The sequence below is a fragment of the Neobacillus cucumis genome (assembly GCF_023715505.1).
In genome coordinates, this window is sequence record NZ_JAMBOH010000014.1 from 107,964 (window position 1) to 128,867 (window position 20,904).

General features: G+C 37.3%; 19 protein-coding genes, 2 pseudogenes and 1 riboswitch. Of the genes and pseudogenes, 10 read left to right on the top strand and 11 right to left on the bottom strand.

Annotated features, from left to right (window positions below; all coding sequences use genetic code 11):
* Nucleotides 1–190 precede the first annotated feature (190 nt).
* From M3226_RS19285 to M3226_RS19295, 3 genes are all read left to right on the top strand, one after another.
* Complete coding sequence (locus M3226_RS19285; protein ID WP_251568248.1) at nt 191–871, top strand: TerC family protein; 681 nt, start codon at nt 191–193, stop codon at nt 869–871.
* A 65-nt stretch (nt 872–936) separates the two neighbouring features.
* Nucleotides 937–2,265 carry an MATE family efflux transporter gene (locus M3226_RS19290; protein ID WP_251568250.1) on the top strand — a complete coding sequence of 443 codons (1,329 nt, stop codon included), beginning with the start codon at nt 937–939 and terminating at the stop codon, nt 2,263–2,265.
* Between the two features lie 205 nt (nt 2,266–2,470).
* On the top strand, nt 2,471–2,731 hold the full coding sequence (locus M3226_RS19295; RefSeq protein WP_251568252.1) for an HPr family phosphocarrier protein: 261 nt from the start codon (nt 2,471–2,473) through the stop codon (nt 2,729–2,731).
* Nucleotides 2,732–2,924: 193 nt separating this feature from the next.
* On the opposite strand, the gene M3226_RS19300 is transcribed toward M3226_RS19295, so the two are convergent.
* From M3226_RS19300 to M3226_RS19335, 8 genes and pseudogenes are all read right to left on the bottom strand, one after another.
* Nucleotides 2,925–3,158: a hypothetical protein gene (locus M3226_RS19300; protein ID WP_251568254.1), complete on the bottom strand. Its 234-nt coding sequence runs from the start codon at nt 3,156–3,158 to the stop codon at nt 2,925–2,927.
* Nucleotides 3,159–3,374: 216 nt separating this feature from the next.
* Nucleotides 3,375–4,837, bottom strand: a pseudogene (metG, locus tag M3226_RS19305) (methionine--tRNA ligase); the annotation flags it as partial.
* 804 nt (nt 4,838–5,641) lie between these two features.
* Complete coding sequence (locus M3226_RS19310; RefSeq protein WP_251568256.1) at nt 5,642–7,786, bottom strand: transglycosylase domain-containing protein; 2,145 nt, start codon at nt 7,784–7,786, stop codon at nt 5,642–5,644.
* Nucleotides 7,787–7,845: 59 nt separating this feature from the next.
* Entirely contained in the window at nt 7,846–8,085 is a 240-nt protein-coding gene (locus M3226_RS19315) for a hypothetical protein (RefSeq protein WP_251568258.1), read from the bottom strand.
* A 295-nt stretch (nt 8,086–8,380) separates the two neighbouring features.
* Complete coding sequence (guaC, locus tag M3226_RS19320; protein WP_251568260.1) at nt 8,381–9,364, bottom strand: GMP reductase; 984 nt, start codon at nt 9,362–9,364, stop codon at nt 8,381–8,383.
* Nucleotides 9,365–9,971: 607 nt separating this feature from the next.
* Nucleotides 9,972–10,478 carry a flavodoxin domain-containing protein gene (locus M3226_RS19325; RefSeq protein WP_251568262.1) on the bottom strand — a complete coding sequence of 169 codons (507 nt, stop codon included), beginning with the start codon at nt 10,476–10,478 and terminating at the stop codon, nt 9,972–9,974.
* Nucleotides 10,459–11,502: a ribonucleotide-diphosphate reductase subunit beta gene (locus M3226_RS19330; protein ID WP_251568264.1), complete on the bottom strand. Its 1,044-nt coding sequence runs from the start codon at nt 11,500–11,502 to the stop codon at nt 10,459–10,461. Before M3226_RS19330 ends, M3226_RS19325 begins: the two co-directional genes overlap by 20 nt.
* 24 nt (nt 11,503–11,526) lie before the next feature.
* Nucleotides 11,527–13,803 (bottom strand): ribonucleoside-diphosphate reductase subunit alpha, encoded by a 2,277-nt coding sequence (locus tag M3226_RS19335; protein WP_251568266.1) that lies wholly within the window; start codon nt 13,801–13,803, stop codon nt 11,527–11,529.
* Between the two features lie 345 nt (nt 13,804–14,148).
* A riboswitch (cobalamin riboswitch) is annotated at nt 14,149–14,328 on the bottom strand.
* Between the two features lie 157 nt (nt 14,329–14,485).
* On the opposite strand from M3226_RS19335, the pseudogene M3226_RS19340 reads away from it, so the two are divergent.
* Nucleotides 14,486–14,584 (top strand): annotated as a pseudogene (locus M3226_RS19340) (hypothetical protein); the annotation flags it as partial.
* A gap of 179 nt (nt 14,585–14,763) precedes the next feature.
* On the opposite strand, the gene M3226_RS19345 reads toward M3226_RS19340, so the two are convergent.
* Entirely contained in the window at nt 14,764–14,928 is a 165-nt protein-coding gene (locus tag M3226_RS19345) for a hypothetical protein (RefSeq protein WP_251568269.1), read from the bottom strand.
* Nucleotides 14,929–15,032: 104 nt separating this feature from the next.
* Here M3226_RS19345 and M3226_RS19350 point away from each other — a divergent pair, with 104 nt between their 5' ends.
* The 6 genes from M3226_RS19350 to M3226_RS19375 all read left to right on the top strand — a co-directional run bounded on the left by M3226_RS19350 (nt 15,033) and on the right by M3226_RS19375 (nt 18,936).
* On the top strand, nt 15,033–15,251 hold the full coding sequence (locus M3226_RS19350; RefSeq protein WP_251568271.1) for a hypothetical protein: 219 nt from the start codon (nt 15,033–15,035) through the stop codon (nt 15,249–15,251).
* Between the two features lie 246 nt (nt 15,252–15,497).
* Nucleotides 15,498–15,827, top strand: a complete 330-nt coding sequence (locus tag M3226_RS19355; protein ID WP_251568273.1) for a hypothetical protein — start codon at nt 15,498–15,500, stop codon at nt 15,825–15,827.
* Between the two features lie 34 nt (nt 15,828–15,861).
* Nucleotides 15,862–16,152: a hypothetical protein gene (locus M3226_RS19360; RefSeq protein WP_251568275.1), complete on the top strand. Its 291-nt coding sequence runs from the start codon at nt 15,862–15,864 to the stop codon at nt 16,150–16,152.
* A gap of 57 nt (nt 16,153–16,209) precedes the next feature.
* Nucleotides 16,210–16,587 carry a hypothetical protein gene (locus M3226_RS19365; RefSeq protein ID WP_251568277.1) on the top strand — a complete coding sequence of 126 codons (378 nt, stop codon included), beginning with the start codon at nt 16,210–16,212 and terminating at the stop codon, nt 16,585–16,587.
* A gap of 115 nt (nt 16,588–16,702) precedes the next feature.
* Nucleotides 16,703–18,286: a GMC family oxidoreductase gene (locus M3226_RS19370; protein WP_374110640.1), complete on the top strand. Its 1,584-nt coding sequence runs from the start codon at nt 16,703–16,705 to the stop codon at nt 18,284–18,286.
* Nucleotides 18,287–18,381: 95 nt separating this feature from the next.
* Complete coding sequence (locus M3226_RS19375; RefSeq protein WP_308211960.1) at nt 18,382–18,936, top strand: DUF1259 domain-containing protein; 555 nt, start codon at nt 18,382–18,384, stop codon at nt 18,934–18,936.
* 85 nt (nt 18,937–19,021) lie between these two features.
* Here M3226_RS19375 and M3226_RS19380 read toward each other — a convergent pair whose 3' ends face one another.
* Together M3226_RS19380 and M3226_RS19385 are read right to left on the bottom strand one after the other, a co-directional pair.
* Nucleotides 19,022–20,137: a cysteine desulfurase family protein gene (locus tag M3226_RS19380; protein WP_251568285.1), complete on the bottom strand. Its 1,116-nt coding sequence runs from the start codon at nt 20,135–20,137 to the stop codon at nt 19,022–19,024.
* Between the two features lie 27 nt (nt 20,138–20,164).
* Complete coding sequence (locus tag M3226_RS19385) at nt 20,165–20,890, bottom strand: gamma-glutamyl-gamma-aminobutyrate hydrolase family protein (RefSeq protein WP_251568287.1); 726 nt, start codon at nt 20,888–20,890, stop codon at nt 20,165–20,167.
* Nucleotides 20,891–20,904 lie beyond the last annotated feature (14 nt).

The window sequence follows — 20,904 nt, forward strand, 5'->3', positions numbered from 1 at the left end:
GTATTTATTAAAAAATTTTCACCGAAACTTTTTCTACTGTACATGCACAAGTTCAATACCAGCCAAATAAAAAAGAACACGAACCCAGTGGGATTCATGTCCAAAGTTTCATTGGTGAATCGAAATAGTTTAATATTAAAATGTATTTCTACATAAATGTAATAAGGAGATGAAAAAAAGGGGAATTCTAATGAATGAACTAGTTAAGGTTTTTTTAGTCACTTTCGTGAGTGACATTGATAATATGTTAATATTAGGAGCTATATTACGTAAATATACACATTTAAAGATTACCCTGCCAGCTATTATCGTACTTACACTCGCTAGAGCTTTTTATGTATTTATTATAAAAAGATTATTAGATATTCCTATGCTCCAACTCGTGATGGGAATCATATTGCTATTTATAGCATTTAAACTTGTTCGAAAATCAATCGATGGAGAATCATTTACAAGGCCTTCTTATCAATCAATCTTTATAAAAATTAAGGTTTTATCGGTTCTTGCGGCTACAGACTTTTTAATATGTCTTGACAGTGTGGTCATTATTGCCGGAATATCTCAACATGTTGAAGCTGTCACGCTTGGAATCTTTTCTAGTCTTTTAGTATCCCTCCTATTTCTCCCATTAGTGATAAAACTTGTCACCACCTTTTTTTGGATTAATATTATCGCGGGAGCTTTTATTGCACAGAATGCGGTTATCGGCATATTAAAGGATCCCGTTTTGACTGATTGGATCACTACAATGAATAGGCTATTTCCGGATATGAATATAATTAATATGACTGCAAATGGGGCAATTATTATTTTTATTATTATCGGGGTCTACTCGTATATCAAACACCAAAGAATCACTATACATAAGTAGCATTTGCTTTACAAACGAGAGAAAATAAAATAAACTCTTAAACTTTAAAAATGAGGAATACAATTATGAACCTTCCCGTTAAGGCAAAAGAAGTCTTAGGTGTGGCATTACCTGCGATAGTTGAATCTTATTTGCAAAGTCTACTTGGAGTAGCAGACTCTTTTTTCATCGCAAGATTAGGTCTATTAGCAATCAATGCAGTCGGTTTGACAAATATATATAGTATGACCTATATTGGAGTTTTTACAGCGATTTCAGCCACCCTTTCCGTCTTTTTATCAAGAGCCTTTGGGGCAAAGGATACTGAACAAAGTAAGTACGTTATTTTTCACGGGCTATTAATCTCCTTTTTAATTGGCTTACTTTTCTCTGTTATTTCAGTCTTGTTCGCCAAACCATTATTAGTATTTACAGGAGCAAACGAGCAGCTTAAAGAAGCCGCTTTAACCTACTTTAAGATTGTTTTGGGTTTAACCCCATTCATGGCCTTATTTACTGCCCAATCTGCTTCATTTCGAGCCATAGGTGATACCAAAACCCCGCTTCGGATCGGTTTTGAGATGAATTTCGTCCATGTTATGCTCGATTACCTTTTAATTTTTGGAATAGGCTCTTTTGCTGGCTTAGGTTTAACAGGTGCAGCAATAGCTATGATCTTTGCGAGAATATATGGATTTACTCGTTTGGTTATAAAATCCCAAAACATTTCGAACATTGCTTTAAAAAGAAGCGATTTTAAGTTCATTGGGAAATTAGCACGCAGCATGATACGTTTTGCCGTTCCTGCTACGGTTGAAAGGTTATCCATGAGATTAGGCCAGGTTCTCTATTTTGGATTCATTGTCCGAATGGGAACAGAAGTCTATGCAGCGCATAACATTGCCGGTACGATTACCACCTTCTCCTCTACGATTGGCGGTGGCTTTGCAGTAGCCGCAAGTACTCTTATAGGTCAAGCAATTGGTCGAAATAATTGGTCTGATGTTCAAGAATATCGAAAGTGGAGTTACCTTCAATCGGCGGTAACTATGACAGTCATAACCGCTATATTAGCTAGTACAAGCCCTTGGCTGGGGAGATTTTTTACAACCAATGAACAGGTTATTCATTTAATCATGATTGTCTTATTCATAGACACTCTCTCACAGCCATTCCTAGCTTCAGTGACGGTCGATACATCTGTAGTCCAAGCTGGCGGAAATAGTAAATATCCAATGGTTGTCACCATTATTGGCATATGGTTAATCCGCACTCTGGGTGTTTATATATTCGCATGGAAGCTTGGCCTTGGTTTACCCGCCGTATGGGGCTCTATTGCCGTTGATAATGCTCTACGTGCGGGGCTGTTTATGTGGTATCGCAGGAATCAAAATATCATAAAACAACTAGTTTAATGGGTTCAATGCATAAACTTGAACCTTTTATTAATTTAATATATCAGTGTCCCTGCTATATTGTTTTCCCACTGTTAGTTGGAGTTCCCTACAAATTTTTGCCTAACTTACAAATCAACCGCATTTTTTATGATTTTGTTTCATACATAAGAGAATGGTGATAGTAAACCAAATAAACAGTACAAAGGCACCCAAGGAGGCTACAATGATTCAACAAACAGTGAAAATTAATAACAAAGCAGGACTATACGCTCAACCGGTCAACCAATTAGTTCAAACGGCTTCTCAATTTAATTCGGATATTTTTCTTACCCACAACGGAAGAACTGTAAGTGTAAAATCAGTTCTCGGCGTTTTATCATTAGCCATTCCTAAGCAAGCAGAGATTACATTAGAGGTTTCAGGGGATGACGAAAACGAGGCTATCAAAGAAGTCCTTCAAACCTTGAAGAAGTTAGAAAACTAGTAAAAAATACAGGAAGAGACAGGCTTTTGGTTAAGCCTGCCTCTTTTTGTTCACTATTTTAGAAAAAGTGTGTTAGTAAATCTTACAAGATACTTGGGAAATACTTCGTTTTTTAATTATAATAAACTTGTGACATTATTCCTTGTATGAAAACCATCGTGTGGGAAGGCACTTTGGTTTTCACTCTTTTACATCAGATATTCTGACGACGTTTTTGTCTATTTCTTTGTAATTCGCTCTGTTTCCATATATATTTTTGCATGTATACTCGAAGTACATCTTTCATTGACTTTCCGTTATTTTCCACTGCATCACGGAAATTTTCTCTAATGTTTTCTGGGATTTCAATACTTAATCGAACAGTTTTTGTATTGGCTTCATTACCTTTCCTTTCATTCAGTTTTTCGCATTTGTGTACTTGCTGCATAATTTAACCTCCTAGCAAAAGTTCTAATGAATACACAACACTATTCAAAGTAGTCGTAAGAGAGTAAATATTTAAAATATTTAAGCATGTGTATATATTAACAACTGAAAACGGATACAGTAAAAAAATATTTTTCACCAAATTTCGACATCCCCATAAAGGCTCATTAATAATACATCTTCTTCAAATACTCTTAGGCGCTGTCCTGATAAATTTTTAAACAGTTGGACTGTTTAATCTCTCAAGCTCTTCCTCTATTCGTATTAAATCCATTCGTTCAAATAACGGTTCCACGTTTGATATTCGTATTGGTTTAACCAAAGTAGAACTCCAATTTGTTTCTGATAGATTTAACATGTTTTTAACTTTTTCACTTGAGAAAGGAAGAAACGGAGTCAATACATGTGCTAAATTTCCAATAAAATAAACGCAATTGGCAAGTGTTTGTTTACCGGACTCCGGTTTTTCGTGAATTTGCTTCCAAGGCTGCTGTTCATCAAAGTATTTATTTGCATACCTAACCAATTCAAAAACCTTTTCCAAGCCTAGTTTGAAAGAGGTATGTTCAATCAAGGATCCTACTTCATTATATAAATGATTAACCTTTTCTTGTATGGATGGAGTGATGTCATTTTCAGGTATAACACCCTCAAATGACTTTTGAATAAACTTCAATGTGCGATTGACAAAGTTACCAAAGGCCCCCAACAATTCACTGTTGTGGCTATAAATGAATTCCTTCCAAGAAAAATCAGCATCCCGGGTTTCTGGTGCGTTGATGGTTAAAAAGTAACGGATGGAATCAGGGTCATATCTATCCAATAGTTCTGGAACCCAAACGGCCCAATTTTTACTAGTCGACAACTTTTTCTTTTCCACTGTAAGATACTCGTTTGAAACAATATGTGTTGGTAATGGATCTATGCCAAGACCAGCCAGGATTCCTGCCCATATGATCGAATGATACGGGATATTATCTTTTCCGTGAACATAATAGGATGTGGCCGAAGCATTCCAGAACGTTGAATCGTCCTGATTCTTTTCTTTCGCCCAAAGTTTACTGGCCGTATAATATCCCGAAACGGCTTCAACCCAAACATAGATTTTCTTATCCTCATAACCTGCAACCGGAACGCTTACTCCAATAGGCAAATCTCTCGAAACTGCGCGATCCTGCAAACCTTCCTTTAAATACCTTTTCGTCAATGATATGGCATTTTCACGCCATAGTTTATTGATGTCAGCTTCTTGAGTGTAGTTCTCTAAGAGTACTTGGAAGGAACTTAGCGAAAAGTAAAAATGCTCCGTCTTTCTCGTTACAGGGGTGTTTCCGCAAATTTTACAAGTTCTCTCTAATAAATCAAGTGGCTCTAAAACACTTGAACAAAAATCACATTGATCTCCACGTGCTTTTGCACCGCAATAGGGACAAGTTCCCCTTCAACATAGCGATCAGGTAAAAATTGCTGATCATGTACACAATAGGTTTGTTCGATTTCTTTTTTATAAATAAGCCCTTTTGAAAGGAGACTTATAAATATTTCTTGGACGATTCTGTGGTGATGTTCGGAATCCGTTCTTGTATAGGTATCGAATGAAAATCCTAATCTGGAAAAACAATCAGCAAATTCTTGATGATAACGATCGGCAATCTCTTTTGGCCACACTCCTTCTTGTTTCATAACAAATTTAATAAAAAACAAAAAAACCCCGGCCTTAACTGTAATGTTAAGGACGAGGTTTGAATTCCAAGTGATACCACCTTATTTTGCAAATAGCTCACACTAGTTGCCTTTACAAGTACGGAGTAAGAAAGCTGCTCTTATACTGTGACTTTGATAACGAGTGCCAAAACTCGTCGCAGCCTACTAATACATTAATGTATGTTCAGTACGAAGCTCAGAAACCATGACCATTGTTCAAATGAGCGTTTTTGCTTCTTATCAGCTTCCGAAGCTCTCTGTGGAAAACAACATCATTTTACTTTTTCTCTTCAATGCCTTTTTTTGTTAATTAACAATAGTTTAGTCAATGTATGAGATCCAGTCAATATTAAAATATTTTATATATTTAAATTATTCTGATCAACTTCATATCATATCATTCAACTGACGAGCAGTAAAATAATAAGATGTGAAAAAGGTTGGTGATTTAATTTGCTGGCAGCATTAATTGTAATTGTGATTGGAATCTTATTTATATTGTTAGGATCGTTCTTTTGGAACAATGGCCTAACCGAAGAAGCTGCGCCAATTTGTTGGATTATTGGCTTAATTTTATTCTCATTAGGTTTCGTCAGTTTATTTAATCATAAGATCTTGGAAATTCTTTTCAACTATCTGTAAAAATGTCATTGGAAATATTGAGGTTAAAAAACTCTTTGTAATGTTTCTTAAACTCGAAATACTAAAGGGATACCCAATATTTTGGGATAGTTCTCGTTATATGGAAGCATAAGATACGTCCCCATGCTTCCATTCCACTTAGTCTTTTTTATGTTTCCCCTTGGCTTTGCCCTTATCCTTACCTTTTTCCTTCATATTTTGAGTATTTTCAACCTTTTTAGGAGTTGCTTTTTCTTTGTTGATTTTAGGTTTTACAGGGATTTCTGCTGAGCTGTTTCCTTTTATATATAGTTCATTATTGTAGCTGTATACACTTTCTGGCTGCTGAAAATTGGAAGAGTCCGTTCCAAAGGATTGCATCATGGCTTTAAACATATACTGAGCAATTTTCGTCGTATTACCAGCCATATAGTTTCCAGAGCCGTTTTGTGCATATCCAGTCCAGACGGCCATGGTGTATTGTGGTGTATAACCAGCAAACCAGCTGTCATTTGTTGCAGTACTTGGATAACCATATCTTGCACGCGTCTTAGCATCAAAATTGGTTGTTCCTGTTTTCCCGGCAACATCTAATCCTGGGACATTTGCAGTAGTCCCTGTCCCCTCGTTTACGACTGATCGTAACATATCCGTTACCATATAGGCAGTGTAATCTTGCATTACACGTTTTGGTTTTTCGGCAAAATTAACGACTTTTCCATTTGGAAAAACAACTTTTTGGACAAAATGTGGTCTATTGTAGACACCATCGTTACCAAAAGCACTGTACGCTCCTGCCATTTCTACAGGATTGACGGTATTACTCCCAATTGAATAAGATTCATATACTAGATTATTTTTAAAAGTAATCCCCAGCTGTTCCGCAAAGTTCTTGGCCCTATCAAGTCCAACCTCTCTAAGCGTTAGTAACGCAGGAATATTATAAGATTTTTCAAGTGCTGTCCTAATCGTCAGTAAACCATGATATTGGTGATCCCAGTTTGAAATGGGCTGACCGGTTGAATAGAAAGTTGCCTGATCATTGATTAAATGGGCAGTGGACCATTTTAACTTTTCTATCGCAGGGCCATAGTCAAAAATCGGCTTAAATGAAGATCCTGGCTGGCGATTTAAATCGACGGCGAAATTGTTGCCAAGGAATTGTGCTTTATATTCGTTTCGCCCACTTCCAATCGCCCTGACTTCCCCTGTCTTTGTATCTAAAAAGACGAAAGCTCCCTGAAAACTTGCATCTGGATAGGCAATGACTTCATTGGTGTTCATCACTTTATCTGCATAATCCTGTGCCTTTGGATCCAGTGTCGTATAAATAGATAACCCATCTGTGCTGATGTCAACATCCTTTAGTTTTCCCTTTACCTCTTTCACCACAGCATCCAAAAAGGCCTCGTAAGGCATACTTTGTTGTGTGGTCTTTCCTACTAGCCCCTCTGTTACGGGAACTTTTGCTGCATCCTTCATTTGTTCCGCTGTTATATAACCATCTCTTAGCATTGAACTTAAAACAATATTACGGCGTTTCGTGGCATCATCTCTGTTTTCTGGCTTTGTTGGATCATAATTATTTGGACTTTGTGGCAGTCCCGCTAGCATTGCCGCCTGTGCCAGCGTCAATTTGTCCAATTCATCCGCTTCAATACCATAGTAATTCTTCGCTGCTGCAGCCACACCATATGATCGGTTTCCAAGATAGATTTTGTTTAAGTACATCATTAAAATATCATGCTTAGAATACTTTTGTTCTAACTGATACGCCAGGTCCCATTCTTGAATTTTTCGCTTTAATGTTTTTTCTGGAGTTAAAAATGAATTTTTTATCACCTGCTGCGTAATCGTACTACCGCCTTGTGATCCGAAATCCCCTGTTAAATTGACTAAAATAGCTTTGGCCGTCCTTTTAATGTCGATTCCATGATGTTCATAAAAGTGGGAATCTTCCGTAGCAATAAACGCATGTTCGAGCACTTTAGGAACTTGTTCATACGTGATTTTTGTTCGTTTTTCCTTACCATATTCATATAAAAAGTTTCCATTTTTATCATAAAATTTCGTCGAAAGCGGATCTACCAGTTTAGAAGAATCCAATTTAGGCACATCCTTAATCATGGAAGCGAACGTTATCGCTCCTGCTCCTGTTGAAATGAGTCCAAGCACCAGACAGACAATAATGACCTTCTTTAACAAGGAAGTTTTTTTCGGGATTCGATTACTCCTTTGTTCATTCTGTCTTTCTCTTTCTGCTCGTTTTCGCTCTTCACGAGATTGATATGTTTCTTCTGACATTCATCTTCTCTCCCCTGTATAATTGGTTACTCAAAGTTGATTTAAGAGGCAATAATCAGTTACAACATATGGATGAGATTATATTTAAGCCGTTTCTTTTCATTTACGCGTATATAACGGATTAAGGAACTATTAATCCAGCAATCTCCTTTACTGTCCTTCGCAAGAAAGTATTTCCGTTGTTCGATTTTTTTTAGTATTTCTTGGACCACATCTTCTTTTTTAATAGTTGACTCTTTCATTATTCTTTCTCGTTTTATATCGTTTTCTAAGGTATAACAAACCACAAACTCCTTCAAAAAAACTCTCCCCTATTCCCTTGTTCATGAAGTTGATTTTAATGTTAATAGCTGAACAGAAAAAAAGATCCATTCTTTATTAAACTATATATAAATGTTCGAAAGGAGTCTATTTTTTATGAGGGAATTAATCTTAGAAATTTTATTGTAATATTTTTAACCTAAAACTAATATAAAAAATGCCAAACCAATTACTCATTTTAATGACTAAAAATGCTTTCAAACTAGAAAGTGAGCAAGTCCTTATAGAACCTTGCTCACTTTACATTACTTATATTTAGTTTAAAACAATTCCTTAATAGATCTTATCTCCATTGAAAATGGAATTCTTAACAATGACATAATCAACGTTTCTAATCGCTGAGAGCTTGTTGCCGCCAGCATAAGAAATCGAAGATTGCAGATCCTGTTCCATTTCCACTAGGGTATCTTTTAAAGCCCCTTTAAATTTAACATACATCTTTTTGCCTTCGACATTTTTCTTCTCACCTTTTTGAAACTCGGAAGCAGAACCAAAATACTCTTTATACAGTTCTCCGTCTTTTTCAACGGTTTCTCCTGGTGATTCTTCATGCCCTGCGAATAACGAACCGATCATGACCATCGATGCTCCAAATCGAATCGATTTGGCGATATCCCCATGTGTACGGATGCCTCCATCGGCAATAATAGGCTTGCTTGCTGCTTTTGCACACCATCTAAGTGCAGCTAATTGCCAGCCGCCAGTACCAAACCCTGTTTTAATTTTCGTAATACAAACCTTACCTGGTCCAATACCGACTTTTGTGGCATCTGCACCGGCATGCTCCAATTCCCTAACCGCTTCAGGGGTTCCAACATTTCCTGCAATAACAAAGCTGCCAGGAAGGTGTTTCTTGATATGCTGAATCATATTGATGACAGCATTAGAATGACCATGTGCAATATCAATTGTAATGTATTCTGGTGTAAGATTCTCTTCTGCTAATTCCTTTATAAAACGATACTCGTCTTCTTTGACACCCACACTAATCGATGCATACAACCCTCGTGCTTGCATGTCTTTAACGAAATCTAATCTCTTCTCTGGCTGGAAACGATGCATAATATAGAAGTAATTATTTTCCGCTAAATAGACGGCAATCTTCTCATCTATAATTGTCTGCATATTTGCAGGTACAACAGGCAGCTTAAACGTACGTCCGCCAAATGTAACGGTTGTATCACATTCAGTCCGGCTGTTTACAATAGATTTTGCTGGTATAAGTTGAATATCCTCATAGTCAAATACATTTTCCATGTGTTATCACTCCATATTTAAGTTTTGTACGTAAATAGTTTTTAATTAAAAATTACTTGGTTAATAAATGTAGTTTTCCGAAAGTGCACGGTTTCATCCACTTCTTTAAGTTGAGTTTTAAATACTTTTTATCTTAAACACAGAGTTGATTGTATAACACGAATATTTGTTTGTCAATTAATAATAATGTTCGTCTTTTGCATAAAAAGAATCCTTGCATCATAAAAATCAATTATATTCTTCATAATCAAACACTTATGCAGATTTTTCTAACTCTTTTAAAAAGAATATCTCTGAAGTTTTGAAGGTTCCCTGCATTGAGATCTCCATTTTCCTCTTTATGTCTTGTCCTTGTTGAATAAATAAATACGACCTTTCCTTTGAAAGGCCGCTTTCTTTGAATCCTTATTCTGATGTTTTATTCATTAATTTTTGTATATGCTCCTTGGGGTTCCAGCAATTAAATTTGTAGTTCGGCTTTGTTTCATAACCTAACCGGCCGCAATAATAGTTTATTCCTTCTGTTTTTTTCTCCGCCTTAAAATATTCACAGGTTGCACAGCAATGGAAATTTTTCATGGACACCAGCACCTTTGCATCAGAAATATCATGGCGATTTTTGTTGTAGTTTATTCTTGTGCTCCGAGTTGTGAGCTAATTGATTTAACCTTTTTATGATCGAATCCACAAACTTTTGACTGCGCTGGAAGTCCTGTATTTGCGGAAGCAGTTCAACCTTCAACGTGGCAGCAAGGTTTGTGTGAGCGTATAACATATCCCTAAATAAATTAACTGCACCACAATAGTTCGGATAAAAGCTATCCCCGGTACCGAAAACTGCTGTAACCAAGTCTTTATTGTTAAGCTCCTCTAAGGCTTGATAGAGTTTCCACATTTCTTTAGGAATTTCACCATCTCCCCAAGTATAAGTCCCAATCGCAATCGCATCATAGATTCTTAAATAAGCAGGAGAAAAGTCTTCAACCCTATACATCATTACGTCGACTGTATGGCCGAGGAAGTTCCGATAAATTACTTCGGCTAATTCTTTCGTGTTTCCAGTTACAGACGAATACACAATCGCAATCTTCATCTTATAATTCGTCAAATCCATTGGACTGTGAGACTTTTGAGTACGTCCTTGATTTTTGCTCAAAGAAATCCGACTTCGTCTCATTCACCATGTCGTCTCCAAACACTTTTATCCATGGCATAGGGTTTATTTTTTCAGGATATAAATTGTTCAATCCCAACTGTCTCAATCTCTTATTCGCCAGATACTCAACATACCCTTCAAATTCCAGTAAATCAATACCTTTTATTTCAGCTAAAATATAATGAGCCCACTCCTTTTCCAGCTCGACTGCCTCGTTGATGGTTTGATATACATAGTTAATATTCTCATCTGTATGAAGATCAGGATTTTCCGTTAAAAGAATGCGGATAAACTGGGCAATAAAGTAGGCATGCTGCATTTCATCACGCTGGATATAACTGATCATGGTACTGGTTTTCAGCATTTTTTGCTGACGAGCTAAATGATAGAAAAAGGCAAAACCTGCGTAAAAATAAATACCCTCAAGATTTATAGAATTCACGCATAATTGAAATAACGATTGCGGCGTTGGATTCTCGCGAAAATTCTCATACGCATCCAATATCAATTGATTTCTCTTCCTAACAATCGGATCCATTTTGGCTTGATTGAAGCGCTCATTTTGTTCGCCAATTGGAACTAATGAGCTTAAGATATAAGAATAGGATTCATTATGGACCGCTTCTTGCTGTGAAATCACGGCAAAGATTGCTTTGAAGCTAGAGTCTGTTACATAATCCATGACCTGACTCATCGTAGGTGTTTGCAGGCTGTCAAGTGAAGCAAGCTGTGTGTTTATTCGCAGGAAAACATCTTTTTCTATATCACTTAAAGAATCCCACTGTTTAATATCATCCTGCATATTAATTTCTTGCGCCTTCCAAAAATTTGCAAGCAGGGTTTGATACAAATCATACATATTTGGATAGGCGATATCATTCCAATTCAACAGACCTGAAGAATTGCCATTGATAATTCCGGTTGACTTATTAGGATATTCCGGGTTTAATAGTTTAATTTTGGTTAATGGTGTATGAATCATTTTGTAAATACCTCCGTTTATTCACTAACTATGACATGCTTCGCATTCTTGGATTTCTGATTGAGATGTACTTCTCACATAATAGGTTGTTTTTAAACCTTGCTTCCAGGCTTCCATATGAAGATTCAATAATTCCTTCGCTTTAATGTCATGACGAACATAAAGATTAAAGCTAATCGATTGATCAATGTGCCGCTGACGGGCAGCATTTTGTTGAATGCTCCAAGTCTGATCCAAGACATGTCTCGACCGGCGATAATAGTTATAAGTGTTATGATCTAAATCGGGTGCCGTGACTTTAAATTTGAAATTCTTCTTTTCTTCAGCGTATTCGACCGCATACAATGGATCAATTCCATCTGTCGAACCACCGATTTTTGCCGTTGATGAATTAGGAGCAATGGCCATCATCCAGCCATTTCTTACTCCGAATTTGGAAACATCCACTTTTAGCTGATTCCACCGTTTACTTTTATAACCTCTTCGTTCAAAATAACGGCCCGTTTGCCATTCTGACCCAGCGAACTTACTATAAAAGCCTTTTTCCTTTGCTAACAACATTGAGGCACGAATGGTATAGTAGGCAATTTCCTCATAAAGTTGATCGGCAAATGAAACGGCCTCATCTGATTCCCAGAAAATCCCCTCTAAGGCAAGGAGATGGTGCCAGCCAAATGTACCCAAACCAATGGCACGATATTTTTTATTGGTCGCTTCGGCTTGTCCGACTGAAATAGTATTAAGATCAATGACGTTATCTAACATTCTTACCTGAATGGGAATTAACCGTTCTAAAACATCCACTGATTTAGGTAGATTAATAGAAGATAAATTACAAACTACAAAATCCCCAGGTTTGCGAACAATTACGATATTTCCATCTTCATCCTTATATTCTTTGACAATGGTCGTAGCAGACATGTTTTGAGCAATCTCCGTACACAAATTGCTGCAAAAAATAGACGTACGTCCCATTCCTACTATATGTTTATTAGGATTTTGCCTATTGACTTCATCTCGATAAAACATATACGGAGTCCCTGTTTCTAATTGAGAAATCATAATCCGCGCCATAATATCCATTGCCCGATACGTTTTCCTTGGCAGTAATGGATGCCTTACCGCTTCTTCGTATTTTTCAGTAAAGAACTTTTCCTCCAGCTCGTCATAAAAATCTTCTAAACCAAGAGGCGTTCCGTCTTCATCCTTCCAGCCCATGATTTGTTTGACTTGATGCGGACAAAAGGTATGCCATTCTCCGATGCTTCGGCCGTTTTCATCAACTTCTTCCAGTTTCTTCATAAACAGATCTGGGATGGAAACACCCGTGAAAATATCATGTGCCTTTCGTCTTTCGTCGCCATTGTTTGTTTTTAAATCTAAAAAGCCATTCATCATGTCTTTATGGAAAACATCTAAGTAAACGGCGATGGCTCCTTGTCTTTGTCCTAGCTGATCCACACTCACAGCCGTATCGTTGATCAGCCTGATCCACGGGACGACCCCGGATGAATTCCCTTTGAATTTTTTAATATCGGACCCTAAGGCACGGACTTTTCCAAGATAAATGCCAATACCGCCGCCATCTTTACTCAGACGGGCTATGTCCCAATTGTTTAAATAAATTCCGTCTAACGAATCGTCCACCGTATCAATAAAACAGGAGGAAAGCTGTCCAAAGCTTTTACCGGCATTCGAGAGGGTCGGTGTAGCAACGGTCATATACAAGTTGCTTAATGCCCAGTAAGCTTCTTTTACATATGAGATCCGGTTATCCCTTGGTTCGTTTTTCATTAAAGTCATCGCGATAATCATGAACCGTTCTTGAGGTAATTCGTAAGTTTTACCTTCATAATCCTTTGCAAGATATCGGTCCGCTAATAAAAATAAGCCTATGTAATTAAACAAATAATCTTTGTTTGGATCTATTTCAGATCCCAAGGTATCAATCTCTTCCTTGGTATAATTATTTAATAGTTCTTCCGAGTAGATTCCTATTTTCGTAAGATAGGTAAGCAGTCTATAAAAATCATCGTATTTTTCTGCATGGTTGTATCCTCTATGTTTAGCTGCTTTATGATATAAATCATTTAAAAATAGGTTTGCTGCAAGAAAGGTCCAGTTGGGATCTTCCATGGAGATTTGATTTAAGGAATAGAGCAATGATTGTTCGTATCGTGAAGATTCCTCGAGTTCCGCTATCTTTTGGATTAGCTGTGTTGTATCCAGTTTGTATTTTTCATTTGCTCTTTTGATGGCTTCTAAAACAGTATCCATTTCAGGATGATTTTTAACAGTCATATGATTACCCCTTTTTGTGACCATGTCTCCCCGAATTTTTGGAGTTCGGTCGTAAATATCTTTTTTTGTGACCTTTAATACTCATTTCTCTAGTGGACGGGCACAATTATCTGATTTTGTGACCGTTAACCATTTTTTACACGTCCCCGGAAACAATAATCTGCTTTTTTGCCCTAGACCAGCTTTCGCCCCACCGCTCGGTCACTATTACTTGTTTCAACAACAGTAAAAAACCCATCTTCAGAGAAGATGGGTTAATAAAACGTGGATGGATCTCGTAAAACAGCAGCATCACTGGATTAGTCAGAATACCCCTCGTTCTATCTTCCTACTTCCCGAAGAAGATAACACGCTATAAAAATGGCAGGTCTCCTGACTTATGCTTAAGCCTACTTTAATCCCTTCCCGTCCGAAGACAGTGGATACGATTATTTCGTCAGCAATTACAGTTGCGGGTACAGTACTGGATTTACACCAGATTCCCTATTATGTCTATATATAGACACCATTTTCATCGGTCATTATCTATATTTAGTATCAAAACTTAAAGACAAATACTAAATATTGTATATCAACTAATATAGTATACTACTTACACTTTTACAAGTATTTTATCTTTTCACATCTATTTTGCTCTTACTTGCTTTGCTGCCTTCCGCGAATTTATTGAGACGTATCCTTCCAAGACTCAATGACCGTTAAGGAAACAGTCTATGCTCAGTCGATAATCGAAAAGCCTATAAAAGGGATGTTGACAGGTCCAATTACGATTCTAAACTAGTCGTTTGTCCGTGAGGATATTCCACGTTTTAAGGTGGCGAACCAAATTGCTCATCAAATTTACAAACATTTTGAATTTAGTAGCCATATTAGCATGTATAACAAAGACTGTCCAAACCTAATTTTAGGATTGAAGGAATTTTGAACCAGGCAAAACATTTTGTTTTACCTGTTTTATTCTTAGAATACCGTAACTGAGGCACGATCTCTAATCTCTAGCGGGTCCTGTGTGTCAGTAGGTTTGTTCACTTCCACCATCGGTATCTTCGACTCATTTTCGGGGCTCATTTCAGCCGGTTCCCCCATATCATTCATGGGAACTGGAAACCTATTTTGTTTCTCCATTTTTTATCACCTCCATCCTTATTATTACGAGAAAATGAAAATTTAATGGTTTCTTTAAAATTTGGAAATAGTAAAGTGGAAATAAATCAGTTGGAGGAACAGTCATGGAAGAAAAGAAACCGAATTTTCATAAAGAATCAATTAAAAGTTCACATGAGAATGAACCAGCCTTTAATGTGTATCTAGATGAGTTATTAGTTGCGGAAGTACGTGGGAATGATCCCACTAAGTTAACAGTCATTCCGATGAGGGAACTAAATGATTATGAAGAGGACAAACTTCATGAGTATATTGAATCGATGGTATCAGATCAAGAATACTAATGTAAAAAGGGCTAACGGCCATTCGTTAGTCCTTGATTTTTATAGTGCCTCTAATGTAATACTATCCTTCTCTAAGCCTTCTCCTCCTGCATTTCCTTATATATCTCATTTAGTCCACATTACAAATTTCAGATAAATTCATTCTTATTTTACAGTAAATAGGTATTTATACTCGGTAACTTGTCCAATCCATAGTACATTTCGAGAATAAAATACTTAATAGAAAAGGGAAAGGAGTTGAATCAATTGAGAAGAACAAGAGAATTTGATAATCAAGGAAATCAATCTGTGTTTAGGGGTTCTGCTAGAAATAACAATAACAACAATAACTCCAATGTGGATGTTAATGTTGATAATGAATTCGATAATGAAGTAAGAAATACTTCAGAATCTGAAGCAGAGGCTGAAGTGCGCAACACAGACAGAAATACCAATGTCGCAAGAGCAACTGTTGCTAATTCAGGAAATGCTCGTGTGAATGTTACATTAAACAGCCGCAGCAACGCTCGTGCTAACACTGAACAAGAACAAGATAGTGAACAAGACCAAAACACTAATGTAGATGTCGAAGACTAGAATTAAGAATTAAAAATTTAAGGGGGATTATTAAATGGCAAGAAATGAAAGTGGAAGAAACCGTCGTAATAACACAAACACTAATGTGAATGTGGATGTAAACAACGATTTTGAAAATGACGTTCGCAATCGTTCAGAATCAGATGCAGAGGCAGATGTTCGTAATACTGACAGGAATACTAATGTTGCTAGAGCAACAATCAATAACTCAGGAAATTCCCGCGTAGATATTACACTAAACAGCAGAAGCAATGCACGTGTAAGATCTGATCAAGAACAAGACAACGAGCAAGATCAAAATACTGATGTAGATGTAGATTTTTAATTAACCATTGAGGGTGGGATATAAATGTTCCACCCTTAATTAAGATAGGTGGAAATAATGGAAAGATACAGAAATAAGAATCAGTACATCCCTCCTAGTTGGCAAAATTCAAGAAACCATAACAACTCCTCCGATTCTCATGCATTCCAAGAAGATAATGTACAGATTAAAAGCGAAAACATTAACACAATTGGACAAAGTGGCAATTCCGATGTAGATGTGAAAGTCGATGTATTTGTGGATACGACTCCAATTGCATTTGCCATCCTTACTTCCTTACTTGCAACAAAACAAATGACTGTGGAAGAGTTTAATGAAGCGATAAGGCGTCTTGAAAATCTTACCCAAGGAAGGGATTTAAACGTTTCTTCATTTATACCGAATAATGTTTCAGATGTAAAATTATTTACAAAAAGTAAAAGAAGAGTGGATTAATGGTCCACTCTTCTTTTTCAAAAAATTTATTAGAGAATGAGGGGAAAGTATATTAGATATTTTATCTTACCTCCTTCCTATTTTCTCGTATTTCAGATTAATGATATAAAGAGGGATGGATATGATAAATAGTTCAAAAAACACATTTGATTTTATTGTTGTTGGAACGGGCCCCGCTGGCGCAGTGATAGCTAAGACACTCACAGATGATAAAAAAACTTCGGTCCTAGTCTTGGAGGCGGGAGAAAACAATGATAAGGATCAACCGATAAGCGACTCAAGATTTGCACCCGAACTAGAGGAACAATTTTACTCACAATATTTTTGGCAAGGAGAAGGTATACCTCAACAAGGGGTGGATAATAGATCTTTTGAATGGACAACTGGCCGTCTTTCTGGTGGTGGATCATCTATTAATGGCGAACAATATGTTAGACCTACACCAGCAGTTTTAAGAGAATGGGAAAGGCTTTTAGGGCCACTTTGGTCACCTGAACAAGCCATAGAAAACTTTAAACAATTAGAAAGTTTCCATGGTAAAACAAATAGCCCAGAATTTCACGGGTTTAATGGTCGTTTGAATATCAGGCAGGCACCAAATTATCCACCTAGTATGACAAAAAAACTCGTTACAGCTATGGAACAGGCAACTGGTTTTAAAAAGATACTAGATTATAATGACCCTAGAACCCCAATTGGGCCTTTTACTCGATGGCAGCTATTTCAGAAAAACAATGGACAACGTGAAAGCTCATCCACTGCATTTTTATCTTCCGATGTGATGACTCCCGATGGTTTTGGTGTGAATGGTCGTAAATTAAGAGTTATGTATAAGTCAACTTCACTTCGTATTCTATTTAACGGGCAAACTGCAATTGGAATTGAATTTCTTAAAGAAGGAAAAAAGGTAAAAGCCTTCGCTCGGAAAAAAGTAATTATTTCAGCAGGGATCAACAGTGCTCAACTTTTAATGCTGTCTGGTATTGGACCAGCTAATGACTTAATTCAAGTCGGCATTCCTGTAGTTTTTGATAATCCGAATGTCGGGGAATTTTTAACAAACCACACCTTAAATACTGCTACATTTACGGTAAATCAAAGAGATGTCTCTGAGTTACAAAGAGACCCATTTGCTCTTTATACTGGTGGTGCTTTTTTACCTAATCCCCTAAGCGGAATAAATGATCGACGCCGTGGTGTGCAATTAATAGGAATCTTTTCAGAAGGAAACTTAACTATTGCTATTTTATTCTTACAGCCTAGAAGTCGGGGAGCCATTAAAATACAAAGTAATGATCCGTTAAAAATTGTATTAGCAGATGAAGGTTTTCTCGATAACCGCTATGACATGGAGGCAATTAAAGCAATCTATAAAACTTACATTAAAGATATTGCGGAGAAACTCTCCAGCATAGATCGGAATTATAAGCTTATAAACCCGACACTAGAAATGATTGAAAATGATGATGAACTTGAAGAATTCATTAAAGAAAACTTCGGTCATAACCACCACCAACAGAGTTCCCTACGGATGGCTCCATTTAACCGTGGTGGAGTAGTAGATCGGTTTGGTAATGTACATGGAGTGGATAATTTAATTGTAGCTGATGCATCAATCATTCCATTTACAGTTGATGGAAATACATCTGCATCTGCTTATCTAATTGGCTATACAATAGCAAAACATTTAAAAGAATAGTAAAAATGGTTCTTTGTCTTGGAAGTTTTGCCTATTCCAAACCTTGAATAATGAATAAACTGTTCTTGAACAAGATGGACAAGGAGAGGGCTTAAGTGAGTCAAAGAGAATATGATAACACAGGAAATCAAAATTATTTTAGAACTTTTGATACAGATTTTAATGATAACAATCAATTCGATAATGAACTCGAATCGAATTCAGGACGCAATGAAAGTAGAAGAAACAACAATGCTGCACTAAATTATTTTCGCGATGCAGATACATCCACCTGTCAACAACTTGCTGACATTATTGGAGGGATGGTAATTAGTTCGTCACCTGCATGTGTGGTTATGCGTAATAGAAATATAAACGCTACTATCTTAGGTCGCCGGACCCAATCACCTCTTGCCCTTCCATTTGGATTATCCTTTGAAAACAATAGAAATGGAAAAACACTTAATCTAGGTGAAACGGTTATACTCCAAAGAGAGATAAATCCATTCCTATCTGCTTTACGTCGTAGAGGAATTACCGTTACAGCTCTCCATAACCATTGGCTATTTGAAAACCCAAGACTAATGTATATGCACTGGGAGAATGTTGGGGATCCTTTTGAATTTGCTATTAATAGTTTTGAAGCCGCTAGAGAAGTTGGTTTGTTATAAAATGAAAGCCATTTGTGATTAATCCATCTCACAAATGGCTTATTTAATTTCAAATTCAAGTAAATATCTGATATTCCTTTGTTTTCTACACTATTCTTTTTAAACCTATTACGACCTGATCGATTTCGTCTTTTGTTGTGTACCTGCCTAAACTAAAGCGAATCGCCCCCATCCCAACTTCCTCGGTTACACCCATCTCCTTTAAAACCGTTGATAATTCAATGCTTCCGGCATGACAGGCAGAACCTGTCGAGGCAGCCAGACTAGGGATTGCAGATAACAGGTCTTGACCTATTTTTCTAACAAAACTTACATACAAGGTATTGGGCAGCCTTTGTTCAGGATGACCATTCAAGGCAATCTGCTCCCCAAATGCATCCTTTAATTGACTCCAAAAATAGTTAGTCAAATTTTTTAAATCAGGATTACCTTCCTGCTGCTTCGCGAGTTCACAGGCCTTTCCTAATCCAACTGCCAGTAGTGTATTTTCTGTACCGGCACGGAGGCCGAACTCATGCCCTGCTCCGTGAATCAGCGGTTCAAGTTCGATTCCGTTTTTGATATAAAGGGCCCCGATTCCCTTAGGTGCATATAGTTTATGACCGGCAATCGTGAGCATGTCTACCTTTAACTCATGCACACGGATTGCCACCTTTCCCGCTGACTGGGAAGCATCTGTATGAAAAACAATCCCATATCTTTCAGCTATTTCCCCAATCTCTTTGATGGGCTGTAAGGTACCTGTTTCATTATTGGAGTGCATAATCGAAATCAGAATGGTCTCATCTGTGATCGCCTTTTCGACTTCTTCAGGTAAAACTCTCCCATATCGGTCGACTCCTACGTATGTCACCTTTGCCCCAACTTTTTCTAAAAACCTACAAGGATTCATGATGGCAGGATGCTCAATTTTAGAGGTGATGATGTGGCTGCCTTTATGTTTATTTTTAAAATAAAAGCCTTTCAAAGCCAGGTTATTTGCTTCGCTGCCGCCACTGGTAAAAATAATTTCTCTGGCGGAACTGCCAATTAAATCAGCCACCTGTTCTCTGGCATTCTGCAATAACTCTTTTACAGGTTCCCCAGCCCAATGTAAGGCTGATGGATTGCCAAAATAGTCGGTCAGCAGCGGCTGCATGGCATCAACGACTTCAGATGCCAATGGGGTACTTGCATTATAATCAAGATAAATTTTTTCCATTATCAATTCCTCCGTTCCATCCATTCATCAAACTGTTACTTTCAAACAGCTTTTAATAAATTCTACGAACAAATTGTTCATCTGATCATTGGTGCCTGCCATCGATTCGGGATGCCACTGCACTCCCACGGTAAACGTGTTGGGATAAATATATTCGACAGCCTCAACAATCCCGTCAGACGAATCGGCTACTACTCGTAAATCTTTGGCCACCTTATTTATTGATTGGTGATGAAGACTATTTACTCTAACCTGCTCCGTATCCAGTATTTGAAATAATTTACTATCTTTTTGGATGTTCACCGAATGGGTGTCGCGGCTTCTAGTAACCTGTTGCGAGTGTTGAATCGGCTCTTTGACTTGGCTTGGAATATCTTGTATTAACGTTCCTCCTAAGGCCACATTTAAAATTTGAATTCCTCTGCATATGGCGAGCAAAGGAATATTGTTATCTAATGCGTATTTGGCAATAGCGATTTCAGCCAAGTCGCGCTCAGGTGTAGTTGGACCTAACTGTGGATGTGGGTCCTCACCATAATAAAGTGGGTCTACATCTTCTCCCCCACTTAAGATAATCCCGTCGCAGAGCGGCATCGTTTCTATCGCTAGTTCCGCATTTATGTATGGAAGAATGATCGGTATGCCTCCATTGGCGGCGACTGTCTTATGGTAATCATGATGAACATAAACGCCTTCCATAAATTGATTATGATTTACATATGCTCCTGTAATGCCGATAATTGGTTTATTCATGAAAAATCCCCCTT